The organism is Streptomyces sp. NBC_00704 (genome assembly GCF_036226605.1).
Lineage (GTDB): Bacteria > Actinomycetota > Actinomycetes > Streptomycetales > Streptomycetaceae > Streptomyces.
This window is the reverse complement of the sequence record NZ_CP109000.1, coordinates 5,395,851-5,409,274: the sequence shown is the minus strand read 5'-3', so window position 1 is coordinate 5,409,274 and position 13,424 is coordinate 5,395,851. Positions and strand designations below refer to the sequence as shown.

At 72.6% G+C, this 13,424-nt stretch carries 13 protein-coding genes; 5 read left to right on the top strand and 8 right to left on the bottom strand.

Annotated elements, in window-relative coordinates; all coding sequences use genetic code 11:
• Positions 1-134: 134 nt before the first annotated feature.
• Positions 135-677: a PPA1309 family protein gene (locus OG802_RS23625; protein WP_329413417.1), complete on the top strand. Its 543-nt coding sequence runs from the start codon at positions 135-137 to the stop codon at positions 675-677.
• A 33-nt stretch (positions 678-710) separates the two neighbouring features.
• On the opposite strand, the gene OG802_RS23620 is transcribed toward OG802_RS23625, so the two are convergent.
• The 4 genes from OG802_RS23620 to OG802_RS23605 form a co-directional block, all read right to left on the bottom strand.
• The gene (locus OG802_RS23620) at positions 711-1,802 is read right to left on the bottom strand and encodes a YlbL family protein (protein WP_329413416.1); all 1,092 of its coding nucleotides are present in this window, start codon (positions 1,800-1,802) and stop codon (positions 711-713) included.
• A gap of 54 nt (positions 1,803-1,856) precedes the next feature.
• Positions 1,857-2,048, bottom strand: coding sequence for a hypothetical protein (locus OG802_RS23615; RefSeq protein ID WP_329417662.1), 192 nt, complete (start codon positions 2,046-2,048; stop codon positions 1,857-1,859).
• Positions 2,049-2,168: 120 nt separating this feature from the next.
• Complete coding sequence (locus tag OG802_RS23610; RefSeq protein WP_329413414.1) at positions 2,169-2,630, bottom strand: molybdenum cofactor biosynthesis protein MoaE; 462 nt, start codon at positions 2,628-2,630, stop codon at positions 2,169-2,171.
• A gap of 199 nt (positions 2,631-2,829) precedes the next feature.
• Positions 2,830-3,939, bottom strand: a complete 1,110-nt coding sequence (locus OG802_RS23605) for an SDR family oxidoreductase (protein ID WP_329413412.1) — start codon at positions 3,937-3,939, stop codon at positions 2,830-2,832.
• Positions 3,940-4,131: 192 nt separating this feature from the next.
• Here OG802_RS23605 and OG802_RS23600 point away from each other — a divergent pair, with 192 nt between their 5' ends.
• Together OG802_RS23600 and OG802_RS23595 are read left to right on the top strand one after the other, a co-directional pair.
• Positions 4,132-5,607, top strand: a complete 1,476-nt coding sequence (locus OG802_RS23600) for a zinc-dependent metalloprotease (RefSeq protein WP_329413410.1) — start codon at positions 4,132-4,134, stop codon at positions 5,605-5,607.
• Complete coding sequence (locus OG802_RS23595; RefSeq protein ID WP_329413409.1) at positions 5,604-6,119, top strand: NUDIX hydrolase; 516 nt, start codon at positions 5,604-5,606, stop codon at positions 6,117-6,119. Before OG802_RS23600 ends, OG802_RS23595 begins: the two co-directional genes overlap by 4 nt.
• Positions 6,120-6,213: 94 nt before the next feature.
• Here OG802_RS23595 and OG802_RS23590 read toward each other — a convergent pair whose 3' ends face one another.
• The 4 genes from OG802_RS23590 to OG802_RS23575 all read right to left on the bottom strand — a co-directional run bounded on the left by OG802_RS23590 (position 6,214) and on the right by OG802_RS23575 (position 10,104).
• A complete protein-coding gene (locus tag OG802_RS23590) occupies positions 6,214-6,969 on the bottom strand; it encodes an AIM24 family protein (protein WP_329413408.1) in 756 nt (251 codons plus the stop codon).
• Between the two features lie 18 nt (positions 6,970-6,987).
• Positions 6,988-7,668: an AIM24 family protein gene (locus OG802_RS23585; RefSeq protein ID WP_079659796.1), complete on the bottom strand. Its 681-nt coding sequence runs from the start codon at positions 7,666-7,668 to the stop codon at positions 6,988-6,990.
• Positions 7,669-7,679: 11 nt separating this feature from the next.
• Positions 7,680-9,365, bottom strand: a complete 1,686-nt coding sequence (locus OG802_RS23580) for a TerD family protein (protein ID WP_329413407.1) — start codon at positions 9,363-9,365, stop codon at positions 7,680-7,682.
• Positions 9,366-9,507: 142 nt separating this feature from the next.
• Entirely contained in the window at positions 9,508-10,104 is a 597-nt protein-coding gene (locus tag OG802_RS23575) for a M48 metallopeptidase family protein (protein WP_329413405.1), read from the bottom strand.
• A gap of 239 nt (positions 10,105-10,343) precedes the next feature.
• On the opposite strand from OG802_RS23575, the gene OG802_RS23570 reads away from it, so the two are divergent.
• On the top strand, positions 10,344-11,570 hold the full coding sequence (locus tag OG802_RS23570) for a TOMM precursor leader peptide-binding protein (protein ID WP_329413404.1): 1,227 nt from the start codon (positions 10,344-10,346) through the stop codon (positions 11,568-11,570).
• Positions 11,563-13,068: an ABC1 kinase family protein gene (locus tag OG802_RS23565; RefSeq protein ID WP_329413403.1), complete on the top strand. Its 1,506-nt coding sequence runs from the start codon at positions 11,563-11,565 to the stop codon at positions 13,066-13,068. The genes OG802_RS23570 and OG802_RS23565 overlap by 8 nt, the downstream gene beginning before the upstream one ends.
• Positions 13,069-13,424: the final 356 nt, after the last annotated feature.

The window sequence follows — 13,424 nt, the reverse complement described above, 5'->3', positions numbered from 1 at the left end:
CGCAGTAGATCCGTCAGGCCCGCGTGTTCGTGGGCCGTTGGCGGCCCCCCGTGATCGCGGGCCCCCACCTATGCAACTTACTCACGGTTTACTCGGTTCCCGATTCCGGCCAGGAACGAGAGAGGATTGTGACCATGTCCAACACTCCCATGGCGGCGAGCCCGCTCACCCGGGCCGTGCTCGAGATCGACGAGTACGCCTCCGGCCTCGGCTGGGACCAGCCCGCCCGCCTCTTCGCCCTCGTAGACACCGCCCGGCTGCGCGCCCAGGAACCGTCGCTCGCCGCTCAGCTCGGCCTCCAGGACGAGCCCGAGATCACCGGCCTCACCCCCGTCGAGCAGGACGAGGTGCCGACGGACAAGCCGCTCGACGAGTTCCTCGCCACGATCGCCTGGCCCGACGCGGTCGTCGGCTGCGCCCTCACCGTGGAGCGTCTGATGCTGCCGCCGTCGGCCGAGGCCCAGGTCCCCCAGGGCCTGAGCGAGGCGAAGCTCGCGAAGTGGGTGTCGGACCACCCGGACCGCCAAGAGGTCCGGATGACGGTCGGGGTCCTGCGCGACGGCACCCGCGACTCCGCCCTGCGGCTGCGGGAGAAGGACGCCTCCACGGAGGTCCTCACCGGCTCGGGCCTGGTGCCGGGTCTCGCGGAGGCGCTCTCGGCGACCTTCGCCGAGTAGCGGCCCGCGCGTCTCAGCGGGGCGGCCCCGCGGTCACTTCTCGCACGCGGGCAGGCCCGCGGTGTCGCCGCCGCGGATGTCCTCGAGGGCGGCGAGGGCGTCGTCGATGGTGTGCACCTTGACGAGCCTGAGCCCCGAGGGGGTGTCCTTGGCGGCGGCCGCGCAGTTCTCGGCGGGCGTCAGGAAGTACTGGGCGCCCTGGCTGCGCGCGCCGACCGTCTTCAGCTCGATGCCGCCGATCGGTCCGACCTTGCCGTCGTCGTCGATCGTCCCGGTGCCGGCGACGAACCTGCCGCCGGTGAGACTGCCGGGGGTGAGCTTGTCGTAGATGCCGAGGGCGAACATCAGACCGGCGCTGGGGCCGCCCACGTCGGCGAGCTTGATGTCGACGGTGAACGGGAACGTGTGGTCGGTGCCGGCCGAGATCCCGACGACGGCCCGCTTGCGGCCGCTGTCGTCGGAGGCCGCGGTGGTGACGGCGACGTCCTGGGTCGTGGTCGCCGCCTTGTGCGCCTTCTCGGCGGCCGCCTGCTCCTTCGCCGGGACGATGGTGAAGACGACCTTCCCGCCCGGCTTGTGCGCGGTCACCAGCTTGGCGACGTCGCCGGGCTGCTTCACGGCCTTTCCGTCGACGGCCTTGATCACGTCGCCCGCGTGCAGTCTGCCCTCGGCCGGGGAGCCCTTCACCACGGTCGAGACGATCACCCAGGACGTCACGGGGACCTTCAGCTCCTTCAGGGCCGCCACCTTGGCGCTCTCCTGGGACTGGCTGAACTCCTCGGCGTTCTCCTGGGTGGACTGCTCCTCGGTCTTGCCGTCCGGGTACAGCGTGTCGTGCGGGACCACCTTGGCGTCGTGCGCCAGCCAGCCGTAGACCGCCTCGACGAGGTTCATCCGGTAGTCGGCGCTGGTGACCCGCACCGTGGTCATGTTCAGGTGGCCGCTGGTCGCGTACGTCCTGCGCCCGGAGATCTGCAGCACCGGCTCGCCGTCGTGGTCGCCGAGCGTGTTCACCGTCGGCCCCGGGGACATCTCCGCGTACGGCACGGGGATGAGCACTCCCGCGCACAGGAGCGCGATCAGCATCAGGGTGGAGGCGAGCATCGTCGCGGTGCGGCGTGGCATGCCTCGACATTACGGGACGGGTCTGTCAGCGCACCGTCAGGGCTGCCACCCGGGTCACGTACGCGAGTGGGGCTTCTCCATGGCGGCGCGGAAGCGCGCGTAGCCGTCCAGCTCGGGACCGTCGCTCCGGGCCTTGCGGGTCCGGTTGGCCCAACTGCCCCACAGCCCCGCGCCGATCGCGGCGACCAGTGGAATCAGCAACCAGACGAGCGCCGCCATGACGACCTCCCAACCCCGACGAACCACCGCAACTGACTGATCAGCAGATTAACCGTCCGCAGGGACAACGCTCACGGCAGGGGTGCGGTTACGCAACCGGACGGGTGACCGGACGCCGGCCGCGGCCACGCCCGCCCGAGCCCCTGGTCAGCAGGCGCCGACCCACTCCTGCGTCCCGTCCGAGAACGTCTGGTGCTTCCAGATGGGGACCTCGTGCTTGAGGTCGTCGATCAGCTTGCGGCACGCCTCGAAGGCCTCGCCCCGGTGCGGACAGGACACGGCGACGACGACGGCGAGATCCCCCACCGCGAGATCCCCCACCCGGTGGACGGCGGCCAGCGCCCGCACCGGGTACTGCGCGACGACCTTCTCCGCGACCCGCCGCATCTCCGCCTCGGCACTGGGGTGGCAGGAGTACCCGAGGGCGTCGACGTCGGCGCCCCCGTCGTGGTTGCGCACGGTGCCCACGAACAGGGCCGTGCCCCCGGCCGCGTCGTCCCCGACGGCCCGGAAGACCTCGTCCAGCGAGAGCGCGCGGTCGCGGACGGCGATGAGCTTGATGGGGTCCGGCGCTGCGTTCTCGCCCGGATGGTCGTCGATGGCTGCCATACCCCCATCGTGCCGCACCCGGGAGACGGGCCGGAATAGCGTGATCACCCGGCACACGCGCGTGCCGCTTCGGAGCGTCCTACGAAAGACGCCCCGCCGCGGCGGCGACGCAGCAGGGCAGCGGGAGCGGCGGGGACGGCGGGGGATCCCCTCCCGCACGCCCCCGAGGTCACGCCCTCACGCCCTCACGTCCTCGAGATCACCTGCGGCGGGCCTTCCTGGCGCGCCGCACGACGGCCGCGGCGCCCAGCAGGGCGACCGTCGCGCCGGCCGCGCCCGCCGCGGTCGCGTCCTTGCGTCCCAGCCGCCGCCCGACGACGGTGTGCCGCCCGGAGACCTCCTCCAGCAGCTCGGCGAGGACCTCCTCGTTGGTCCAGCGCGGCCGCCATCCCGCGTCGTGCAGCCGGCTCCCGCTCACCACCCAGGGGTACATCGTGTAGGCCAGGTCGCCCGCCGGGGACGGCGTCAGCCCGATCCGGTGCAGCCGGGCCGCCGCGCCCAGCGCGACCGCCGACGGCAGCTCCATCCGGCGGATCCCGCTGAGCTCCTCGACCTCCTCCTGTTCCAGCCACCCGTCGCACCCGACGGCCAGCTCCCCGTCGACCTTCTCCAGGACGGCGTACTCCAGGGCGCTCACCAGGTCCTCGACGTGGCAGAACTGCCAGGCGGGCCGCGACCCCGTCACGACGAGCAGCCGCGGCGACTCGAAGTACCGGGTCAGCGCGGTGTCCGTGCCGCCGACCAGGATCGCGGGCCGCACCACGGTGACGTTGAGCCCCGGATGCGCCCGGGGCGCGCGCCGCGCGAGCCGTTCGATCTCCAGGAGGTCGCCCACGCCGGTCGCCTCGGCCGTCGCCCGCAGCTCGGCGTCCTCGGACAGCGGCAGCTCGTTGTCCTCCAGCGCTCCGTAGACCATGGCGGAGGTGCACAGCACGACCCGGTGCACGCCGGCCGCCGCCGCGGCCGTCAGCACGGTCTGCGTACCGCGCACGTTGTAGGCCGTCCGGGCGGCGGCGTCACTCCCCAGGTCGAGGTCGAGTGCGAGATGGACGACGACGTCCGCCCCGCGCAGTTTGTCGGCGATCGCCGGGTCGCGGACGTCGAGGATGTGCCACTGCGCCGCCCCGCACTCACCGCGCCGCTCGTCGATGGCGACGACCTGTTTGACCTCCTCCGACGCGGCGAGACGCTGGGTGAGCTGCGCGCCCACCCCGTTCGCCGCGCCGGTCACGGCGACGACGGGCCCGCGCGAACCGCCCGGGGTCGATCGGTTTCGCGCTGCGCGAACCTGCGGATCTGGGGAACTCACCAGGTGTCTCCAGCGGTTGTCTTGGCATACGGGCGCGAGTGACGCGTACGTACCAGGTGGCATCCATCCTGCCGCAGGCCGGCAGTCGGCGAAGCACCGAGGCCCGATCGAGCCGGGGTGTCTACGCTGGGTGGTGTTGCAGGGCAGTCGCCGCCGGCCGATGACCGGTGGCCTTACCAGCCGAGGAACCCCGTGAGTGACACCCCATTCGGATTCGGCCTTCCGCCGGAGGAGCCGGAAGACGGCGACGAGGGCAAGAAGAAGGACTCGCAGAGCGGCGGTGGTCAGGGACCGGCCAACCCGTTCGGCTTCGGCGGGCTGCCCGGCGCCGGAGGCTTCGGCGCTCCGGGCGGCCCCGGCGCCGACAACCCCCTGGCGGCGATGTTCGGCTCGCTGAACCCCAACGACCTGGGCGCCGCGTTCCAGCAGCTCGGCCAGATGCTCTCGTACGAGGGCGGCCCGGTGAACTGGGACATGGCCAAGCAGATCGCCCGCCAGACGGTCTCGCAGGGCACCTCCGACGGCGTGAAGGACGCGAGCGTCGGCTCCGCCGAGCGCACGGCCGTGCAGGAGGCCGTCCGCCTGGCCGACCTGTGGCTGGACGACGCCACCTCGCTGCCCTCCGGCGCCGGCTCCGCGGTGGCGTGGTCGCGCGCGGAGTGGGTCGAGGCCAGCCTGCCCGCCTGGAAGGAACTCGTCGACCCGGTCGCCGAACGCGTCGGCGCCGCCATGGGCGACGTCCTGCCGGAGGAGATGCAGGCCATGGCCGGCCCGCTGATCGGCATGATGCGCTCGATGGGCGGGGCGATGTTCGGCTCCCAGATCGGACAGGCCGTCGGCGTCCTGGCGGGCGAGGTCGTCGGCTCGACCGACATCGGACTTCCGCTCGGCCCGGCCGGCCGCGCGGCGCTGCTGCCCGTCAACATCGCGACGTTCGGCAAGGACCTGGGCGTGCCCCAGGACGAGGTGCGGCTGTACCTGGCCCTGCGCGAGGCCGCGCACCAGCGTCTGTTCGCGCACGTGCCCTGGCTGCGCTCGCACCTGTTCGGCGCGGTCGAGGGCTACGCGCGGGGGATCAAGGTCGACACCGCGAAGCTGGAGGACGTCGTCGGCCAGTTCGACCCGCAGAACCCCGAGCAGCTTCAGGACGCCCTGCAACAGGGCATGTTCCAGCCGGAGGACACCCCGGAGCAGAAGGCCGCGCTGGCCCGTCTGGAGACGGCCCTGGCGCTCGTCGAGGGCTGGGTGGACGCGGTGGTGCACGCGGCCGCGAAGCCGCGCCTGTCGTCCGCCGACGCGCTGCGCGAGACGCTGCGCCGTCGTCGCGCCACCGGCGGCCCCGCGGAGCAGACGTTCGCCACGCTGATCGGCCTGGAGCTGCGCCCGCGCCGGCTGCGCGACGCGTCCCGCCTGTGGGCCTCGCTGACGGACGCGCGCGGGGTCGACGGCCGGGACGCGCTGTGGGCGCACCCGGACATGCTGCCCACGGCCTCCGACCTGGACGACCCGGACGGCTTCGTGCACCGCGAGCACATGGACTTCTCCGAGCTGGACAAGATGCTCGGCGAGGCCGCGAGCGGCGGCGGGGGCGGGAAGCCGGACCTCACGAAGGACGACGCGCCGAAGACCGACGACGACCACGACTCCGGGGGCGACGGCGCCGAGTGAGCCTGTACGACGACGCGGTCCTCGTCCTGAAGGGGTACGAGGGCCAGGAAGAGCTGCGCCGTTCCTACCTGGACCATCTGGAGGCGCATCCGGACGGCATGTGGAAGGCCTGCCGGGAGGGGCACGTCACGGCGAGCGCGCTGGTGATCGACCCCGAGCGGGAGCGGGTCCTGCTGACGCTCCACAGGAAGCTGCGGATGTGGCTCCAGACGGGCGGGCACTGCGAGCCGGCCGACGGGACGCTGGCGGCCGCCGCCCTGCGTGAGGGCGCCGAGGAGTCGGGCGTGCCGGGGCTGACCCTGCTGCCCGGCGGCCCGGTCCGCCTCGACCGCCATCGGACGCCGTGCGCCTGGCACTACGACGTCCAGTACGCGGCACTGGCCCCCGCCGGGTCCGTGGAGGCCATCAGCGACGAGTCCCTGGACCTGCGCTGGTTCCCGTACGCGCAGGTGGCGGAGGTCGCCGACGATTCGGTCGTACGGCTCCTGGAGGCGACCCGCGCGCGGCTGTGAGCACACCGGGTCCCGCGCGCGGCTGTGAACCGGCGGACGGAGGGGGCGGCCTGTTGGGCGGCCGCCCCTCACGCCGGTTCACCGTGCCGGACGGTCAGCTCCAGACGTTGCCCTGGTTCTGACCACGCGCCCCCTGCTGACCCATGCCGTACTGGGCGGCCAGGCCGGAGCCGATGCCCGCGTTCTGCGGCGGCAGCAGCTCGCTGGGCTGCACCAGCGCGTAGCCGGAGCCCATGAAGCTCAGCTCCCAGCCCTCACCGGTGTTGCCGCGCCGGCGCCACACGCCGGAGGAGTGCGTCTGCGCCTGCATCTGCACCCGCAGCCCGGTGGACCAGGCGACGATGGCGTCGGCGTCGCAGTTGACGTACTTGTCCGGGGTGACCTGCATCAGCAGGGGCGCGCCCGAGGTCATCAGGGCGACCTTGCCGCGGCCGGTGATGTTGAGCTGGTACTTGCCGGAGCCGGAGATGCCGTAGAGGCTGTCGACGGCGATGACCTCGTGGTGCAGCGAGGAGTCCATGGCGAGCACATAGCTGCTGTCCACGGTCAGGCCGTCCTGCTCCACCTCCATCACATGGATGTGCTGGGCGAGGTTGGCGAGGTAGACCGTGCCCTGCCCGTGGCAGCGCATCAGGTCCAGCCCCTCGCCGGTGTACGCACGCGCGCGTCCCTGCTGGCGGTTCTGGAACTCGGCGTCGAACTCCATCAGGCCCTGGTAGGCGACCATCGTGCCCTTGCGGGCGAGGATGTCGTCGTGGCCCTCCAGGGTGACCCGGAGCATCTGCTTGTTCTGCAGACTCCAGCGTTCCTGGGTCTGCGAGTCGTTGTGCGCGAAAAGTGGGCTCTGCATGACGTTTCTGGCTCCCCCTCAGCCCCGGACCCGGAGGCGGTCGGTGCTGTCCTCGCTGGGCTGGACGACGACGATGCCCTGGCCGGAGAAGGCCATCTGGTAGGCCTCGCCGCTGCCCCGGCCGATGAGCGACTGCGCCTTGAAGCTGCGCTTGCCCTTCACCTTCAGGTTCGGGGACCAGGCGACGAGCGCGTCGGGGTCGACGTACGTCTCGTCCTCGCCGCCGCCGCAGTCGACCACGATCGGCTTGCCCCGGGACGTCAGCGCGACCCAGCCCTGCCCGGAGATCTTGGTGTTCCACAGCCCCTGGCCGGCGAACTTCGCGAGGCCCTTGACGCGCTCGACGCCCCAGGTGAGGTGCGCGTCGAAGGCGAGCAGGTTGGTGGCGTTGACGGAGATGCCGTCGCCGTTGAGGTTGATCACGACGACGTTCGCACCGTAGTCGGCGAGGTACAGCAGACCGTCGCCGGTGCACTTCATCAGGGGCGCGCCCTCGCCGGTCATCCAGTCGCGTGCGATCTGGCGCACGGCCGGCGGGTTGGGCTCGTACTGGACGAAGCCCTCGTAGGCGACCATGGAGCCCACGCGCGCGAAGAGGTCGTTGCCGGTCTGCATGGCGACCTTCAGCATGTGGTTGCCGTGGTTCTCCATGCGGGCGGTGACGGGTGCGGGGGCGTAGCCCGCGAGCGGCTGGTTCATGACGGGCTCCCTCAGACCTCGTACGGCTGGACGACGATGAAGTTGCCGGGAGCTCCCCGGAACTGGAGGTTGACGCTCTCTCCGGTGTCGCCGGGGTAGGCGTTGCGGCGCATCCGCACCTGACTGGAGACGACCACCTGGGCGGCGGCCGACCAGGCGACGACGGCGTTGCAGTCGGCGAACGTGGTGGGCGTGACCGGCAGGACGACGGGCGTGCCGTGCGTCTTGACGACGATCGTGCCGGTGCCCTGGAACTGCATGGTGAACAGCGCGCCGCCGGGGATGCCGTGCCCTTCGATGCGACGGACCTCGTACTGGAGGCTCTCGTCGAAGGCGAGGACGTTCTCGGCGGAGACGCAGATGGCGTCACCCTGGAGTTCGATGGGGTGTACATGGGTGGAGTTCTCGGCGAGGAAGACCTGCCCCTGGCCGGTGCAGCGCATCAGCTGCATCTCCTGGCCGGTGGCGTTGCCGACGATCCGGCCGGCGAACCCGGCGCCCTTGTAGCTGAAGTCGACCTTGCCCTGGTAGAGGACCATGCTGCCCTGGCGGGCGAGCACCGGCTGGCCGCCCATGCCGAGGTCGACGCGGATCAGCTTCTTGTTCTGCTGCGTCCAGCGCTGCCCGGTGGGCGTCTCCTTGAACTGCTGGAGTGCGGCGGCCACACCGGCGCCGCCCTGCGGGGCGCCCTGCGGCACACCGTAGGCCTGCTGGCCCGGGACCTGCCCGAACGGCGGCTGCTGGCCGTAGCCGGGCGGCGGAGCGGGCTGCCCGTAGCCGGGCGGGGCCTGCGGAGCCTGGGGCTGCTGACCGTAGCCGGGCGGCATGGGCGCGGTCGGCGCCGGGCCGTGCCCGTAGGGCTGCTGGGGCTGGCCGTAGGGCGCCGGGGCGGGGGCCGGGGGCGGGACATGGCCGCCGCCGGGCGGGGCCAGGGGCGCGACGATGGTCGGAGCGGCGTGCACCGAGGGCGCGGGCGCCGGGGCGGGCGGCGGCGTCGCGCCGGGCGGGGGCGCGAAGCCCTGGGCGGCGGGCTGCGGCTGGTACGGAGCGGGCTGCGGCTGGTGCGGGGCGGGGGCCGGGGGCGCGCCGAACGCGGGCGGAGCGAAGCCGGGAGCGGCGCCGCCGGCCTGGGGCTGCGCGGGCGCGGGGGGCGCAGCCGGGGCCTCCTCCTCCGCGACCTCGCCGCCGAAGTTCTTCAGCAGCGCGTCCAGACCGCCGTCGAAACCCTGCCCGACGGCCGCGAACCGCCAGACGTCCTTCAGGTAGACGTCGCCCAGCATCACGGCCCGCTCGGTGGTGAACTCCGCGCCGCTGAACGCGTAGCGGGCCACCTCCTCGCCGCCCGCGACGATGCGCAGATACCCGGGACCGATCTGCGACATCTGGCCGGCGCCGTCGACGGTCGCGGTGAAGGAGAGCTTGTGGATCTGCGACGGGATCCGGTCGAGGGTGACGCGGAAGGACTCCGTGTCTCCGGCCTGGGGGCCCAGGAGCTGGATGGACTCCTCCGGGGACTTCGGCTGGTTGAAGAAGACGAAGTACCGGTCGTCCGAGAGCCGCTCGTCGGCGTCGAGGCCGAAGCAGCTGATGTCGAAGGTCAGGCCGGGTGCGGTGATCTGCACGCCTACGTACAGATCGGTGCCCGCGGTGAGGTCACTGATCTTGGCCTTGTGGCCGCGCTGGAATTCCCTGGGCATGCGTAACGACCGTCCCCCATCCCGATTGCGAGTGCGTCGCGTCAGGCTAACGGCAAAGTCGGACAACGCACGATGTCGGTACAGACCCGGTACACAACCGGCGTCGCCCGGGGGCGGACGTGCTCACCGCGCGCGGAGCAGGTCACTCCCCGCGTGCGCCCGGAGGGTGGGGCAGCCGCTCGGCCGCGACGACGCCCTCCAGGTAGCCGCGCGCACGCTCGGTGCGCGGGTACGCCTCCAGCAGCCGCCAGAAGTCGGGCCCGTGACCGGGCACGAGCAGATGCGCGAGCTCGTGGGCGAGGACGTAGTCGATGACGTACTCGGGCATGCCCTTCAGGCGGTGCGACAGCCGGATGCTGCCCTCGGCCGGGGTGCACGACCCCCACCGGGTGTTCTGGTTGGTCACCCAGCGCACCGAGGCGGGCCGGGCCCGGCCCCCGAAACACTGGGCCGACAGCCGCTCCGCACGCTCGGCCAGCTCGGCGTCCCCCGGCACCCGCCGGCTCTCCTGGGCGGCGAGCTTGTCGAGCATGACGTTCACCCAGCGTTGCTCCTCGGCCTCGGACATCCGGGCGGGGATGAGCACGATGGTGCGGTCGCCCTCACGGTACGCGGAGACCGTCCGACGTCGACGGGCGCTCCTGCGGACCTCGATGGCGCTCGCCCGTGAGCCGCTCGGCGGCTGGCTCGTCGTACTGCGCTGTGGTGTTCCGGCGCGGTGCAGTGGGTCGGCGGACACGCCCCGACGTTACCCGCTGCACACGGGGGAAGTCCCGACCCCGGGGCGGTTCGGTTTCGATCTCTCCAGCCGCGTTTGCCTCGTCCGACGCATTCGTACGATGAACGCCGCTGCCTGTGGACAACTTTCGGCGGCCTCCGGCGGGCCCGGGCATGCTGGCACTCGCCGGCGGAGCGAGGACACCCCACGCCCCGCTCCGCCGACATGACGGGGAGTTTCCAGGCATACGGGGGCCTTCGATGCATCCGACGATGAAGCCCGCGCTACGGCGCGGCTGGCGTGACCTCAACACGGTGCAGTTCGGGATGACACCGGCGCACGCACTGACACTCGGCCCGGTGGACACGGCCACCGGGAGTTTCCTGGAGCTGCTGGACGGCACGCGCGGACTGGCACTGCTGCGCGAGGAGGGCCGGCGCATGGATCTGCCCGACGGTCACGTCGACCGGCTGGTGGAGCGGCTGGCCCGGGCCGGGCTGCTGGACGACGCGCGCGGCGGCGGCCCGGACGCCCACGCCCTGCGGGAGACGACGGAGGTCATGGACCGGCTGCGTCCCGACCTCGCCGCCCTCTCCCTCCTCACACCGGAACCGGGCGACGCGATCGGACGCCTGGCCGCCCGCCGCCGGCTGCGCGTCCAGGTGCGGGGTGCGGGCCGGGTCGGCGCGGTGCTGGCCGCCCTGCTGTCGGGGGCAGGCGTCGGCGAGGTGGACGTACGGGACGGCGGCCGGGTCGAGCCGGGGGACGTCGCTCCGGGCGGCCTGCCCGCCGAGGCGATCGGCGAACGCCGGGACGAGTCCGCCCGCCGCGCCGTACGCCGGGCCGCACCCGGCCGCCCGCCGCGCAAGGCCCCGGGACCACCGGACGCCTCGGACGCCCCGGCCTTCGGTCTGGTGATCCTCGCCCCGCGGGACGACGTGTCCGTGCACGCGCCCCCGCCCGAAGCGGCCGAGCCCCTGATCGCCTCGGGCACGCCCCACCTCTATACGGGCGTCGTGGAGGGCACCGGCGTCGTCGGCCCCCTGGTCCTGCCGGGCGAGACGGCGTGCGCGGGCTGTCTCCAGCAGGAGCGCATCGACCGCGATCCGGCCTGGCCGAGGCTGATCGCCCAGTGGCGTTCCGGAGGACGACGAGCGGCACGCGCCTGTGACCTGGCCCTGGCCACCGCCGTCGCCGGGCTGGCCGCCGCCCACGCCCTGGCCTTCCTCGACGGCTGCGCCCCCGCGAGCGAAGCCGCACGCTGGGAGGTCAGCGCCCCCGCCCTCCAGTGGCGCGCCCGGCCGGTGCGGCCCCACCGCGGATGCCCGTGCGGAGCCGCCCGGGAAGGTGAGCGGGAAGGTGAGCGAGAACACCCCTCCGAGGACCGGGGATCGCACGCGACAATGGACAGGCATCGGCATCCGACGGAGCATCGCCGTACGGCGGACGCGACGCGGCTGTCTGGGACTTGGAGGGCGCATGTCTGATCTTCCCCGGAAGGCGGTCACCCGGACCGCCAAGCTCGCCGCGCTCCCGCTCGGCTTCGCCGGGCGGGCGACCTGGGGCCTGGGCAAGCGGATCGTGGGCGAGTCCGCGGAGATCGTCGGCCGCGAGCTGCAGCAGCGCACCGCCGACCAGCTCTTCAAGGTGCTGGGCGAGCTGAAGGGCGGCGCGATGAAGTTCGGACAGGCCCTGTCCGTCTTCGAGTCCGCCCTGCCCGAGGAGGTGGCCGGCCCCTACCGCGCGGCACTCACCAAGCTCCAGGACGCGGCGCCGCCGATGCCGACCCGCACCATGCACGCCGTCCTCACGGCGCAGCTCGGTGGGGACTGGGCGCAGCTGTTCCTGGAGTTCGACGACAAGCCGGCCGCGGCCGCCTCGATCGGCCAGGTGCACCGAGCGGTGTGGCACGACGGCCGGGAGGTCGCGGTCAAGGTCCAGTACCCGGGGGCGGGCGAGGCACTGCTCTCCGACCTGAACCAACTCAGCAGGTTCGCCAGGCTGTTGGGCCCGCTCGTCCCCGGCATGGACGTCAAACCCCTGATCACGGAAATGAGGGACCGGGTCTCGGAGGAGCTCGACTACAGCCTGGAGGCGCAGGCCCAGCAGGCCCACGCGGACGAGTTCGCCGACGACCCGGACGTCGTGGTGCCGGCGGTGGTCCACCAGTGCGACCAGATCCTGGTCACCGAGTGGATCGACGGCGTGCCGCTCTCCGAGGTGATCGCCGACGGCACCGAGGAACAGCGCGATCGCGCCGGTCAGCTCCTGTCCCGGTTCCTCTTCTCCGGCCCGGCCCGCACCGGCCTGCTGCACGCCGACCCGCATCCCGGCAACTTCCGCCTGCTGCCGGGCGGCCCCGGAGGCGAGGACGACTGGCGGCTGGGCGTGCTGGACTTCGGCACCGTGGACCGGCTCCCGGGCGGACTGCCCGATCCGATCGGCGAGTCACTGCGCCTCACCCTGGACGGCGAGGCCGAGGCGGTCTACGAGCTGCTCCGCAGGGAGGGCTTCGTCAAGGAGTCCATAGAGCTGGATCCCGACGCGGTCCTCGACTACCTCCTTCCGATCATCGAGCCGGCCCGGGTCGACGAGTTCACGTTCACCCGCGGCTGGATGCGCAGCCAGGCGGCCCGGATCGCCGACATACGCTCCCCCGCCCACCAGTTGGGCAAGCAGCTCAACCTGCCGCCCGCCTACCTGCTGATACACCGGGTGACGTTGAGCACCATCGGCGTGCTGTGCCAGCTCGGCGCGACGGTGCGGCTGCGCGAGGAACTGGAGGAGTGGCTGCCCGGCTTCGTCCCGGAGGAGACCCCGGACGATCAGGAGGTGCTGGAGGAACTCGAGGAGCTGGACGAACCCGAGGAGCCGGGGGAAGGCGAAGAGCTGGAGAACGTCCAAGAGCTGAAGGAACTGAAGGAACGGGGTGAGCTGAAGGAGCGGGGTGAGCTGGAGGCCGGGGGCTCGGTCGCGGAGGCGTGAAGAAGGGGACGCGGAGGAGCGGACGGCACGGACGGGCAACGGGACAGGAAGCCGCGCGGCACCGTGTGACGCTTCTCACCACCAGTCCGAGTCCAGTCGTCCCTCGATCGCCCTGAGGTTGGCGCGGGCACAGGCCTCGCAGTAAAAGCGCCGGACCCCGTGCTCCACGGAGCACGTCCAGGTGAGGGGCGGCGGCTGCCCGGCCTGCACACCGCAGCGGGCGCACGCCACGGCACCGGGCTCGCACGAGGAGCCGCCGCGGCCCCCACCTCCGGCCCGCTCACGGGGCAGGTCCCGTTCGCCGTCTCCGGCCCGTTCGCCGTCTCCGGTCCGCTCTTCGTCTCCGGCTCGGTCGC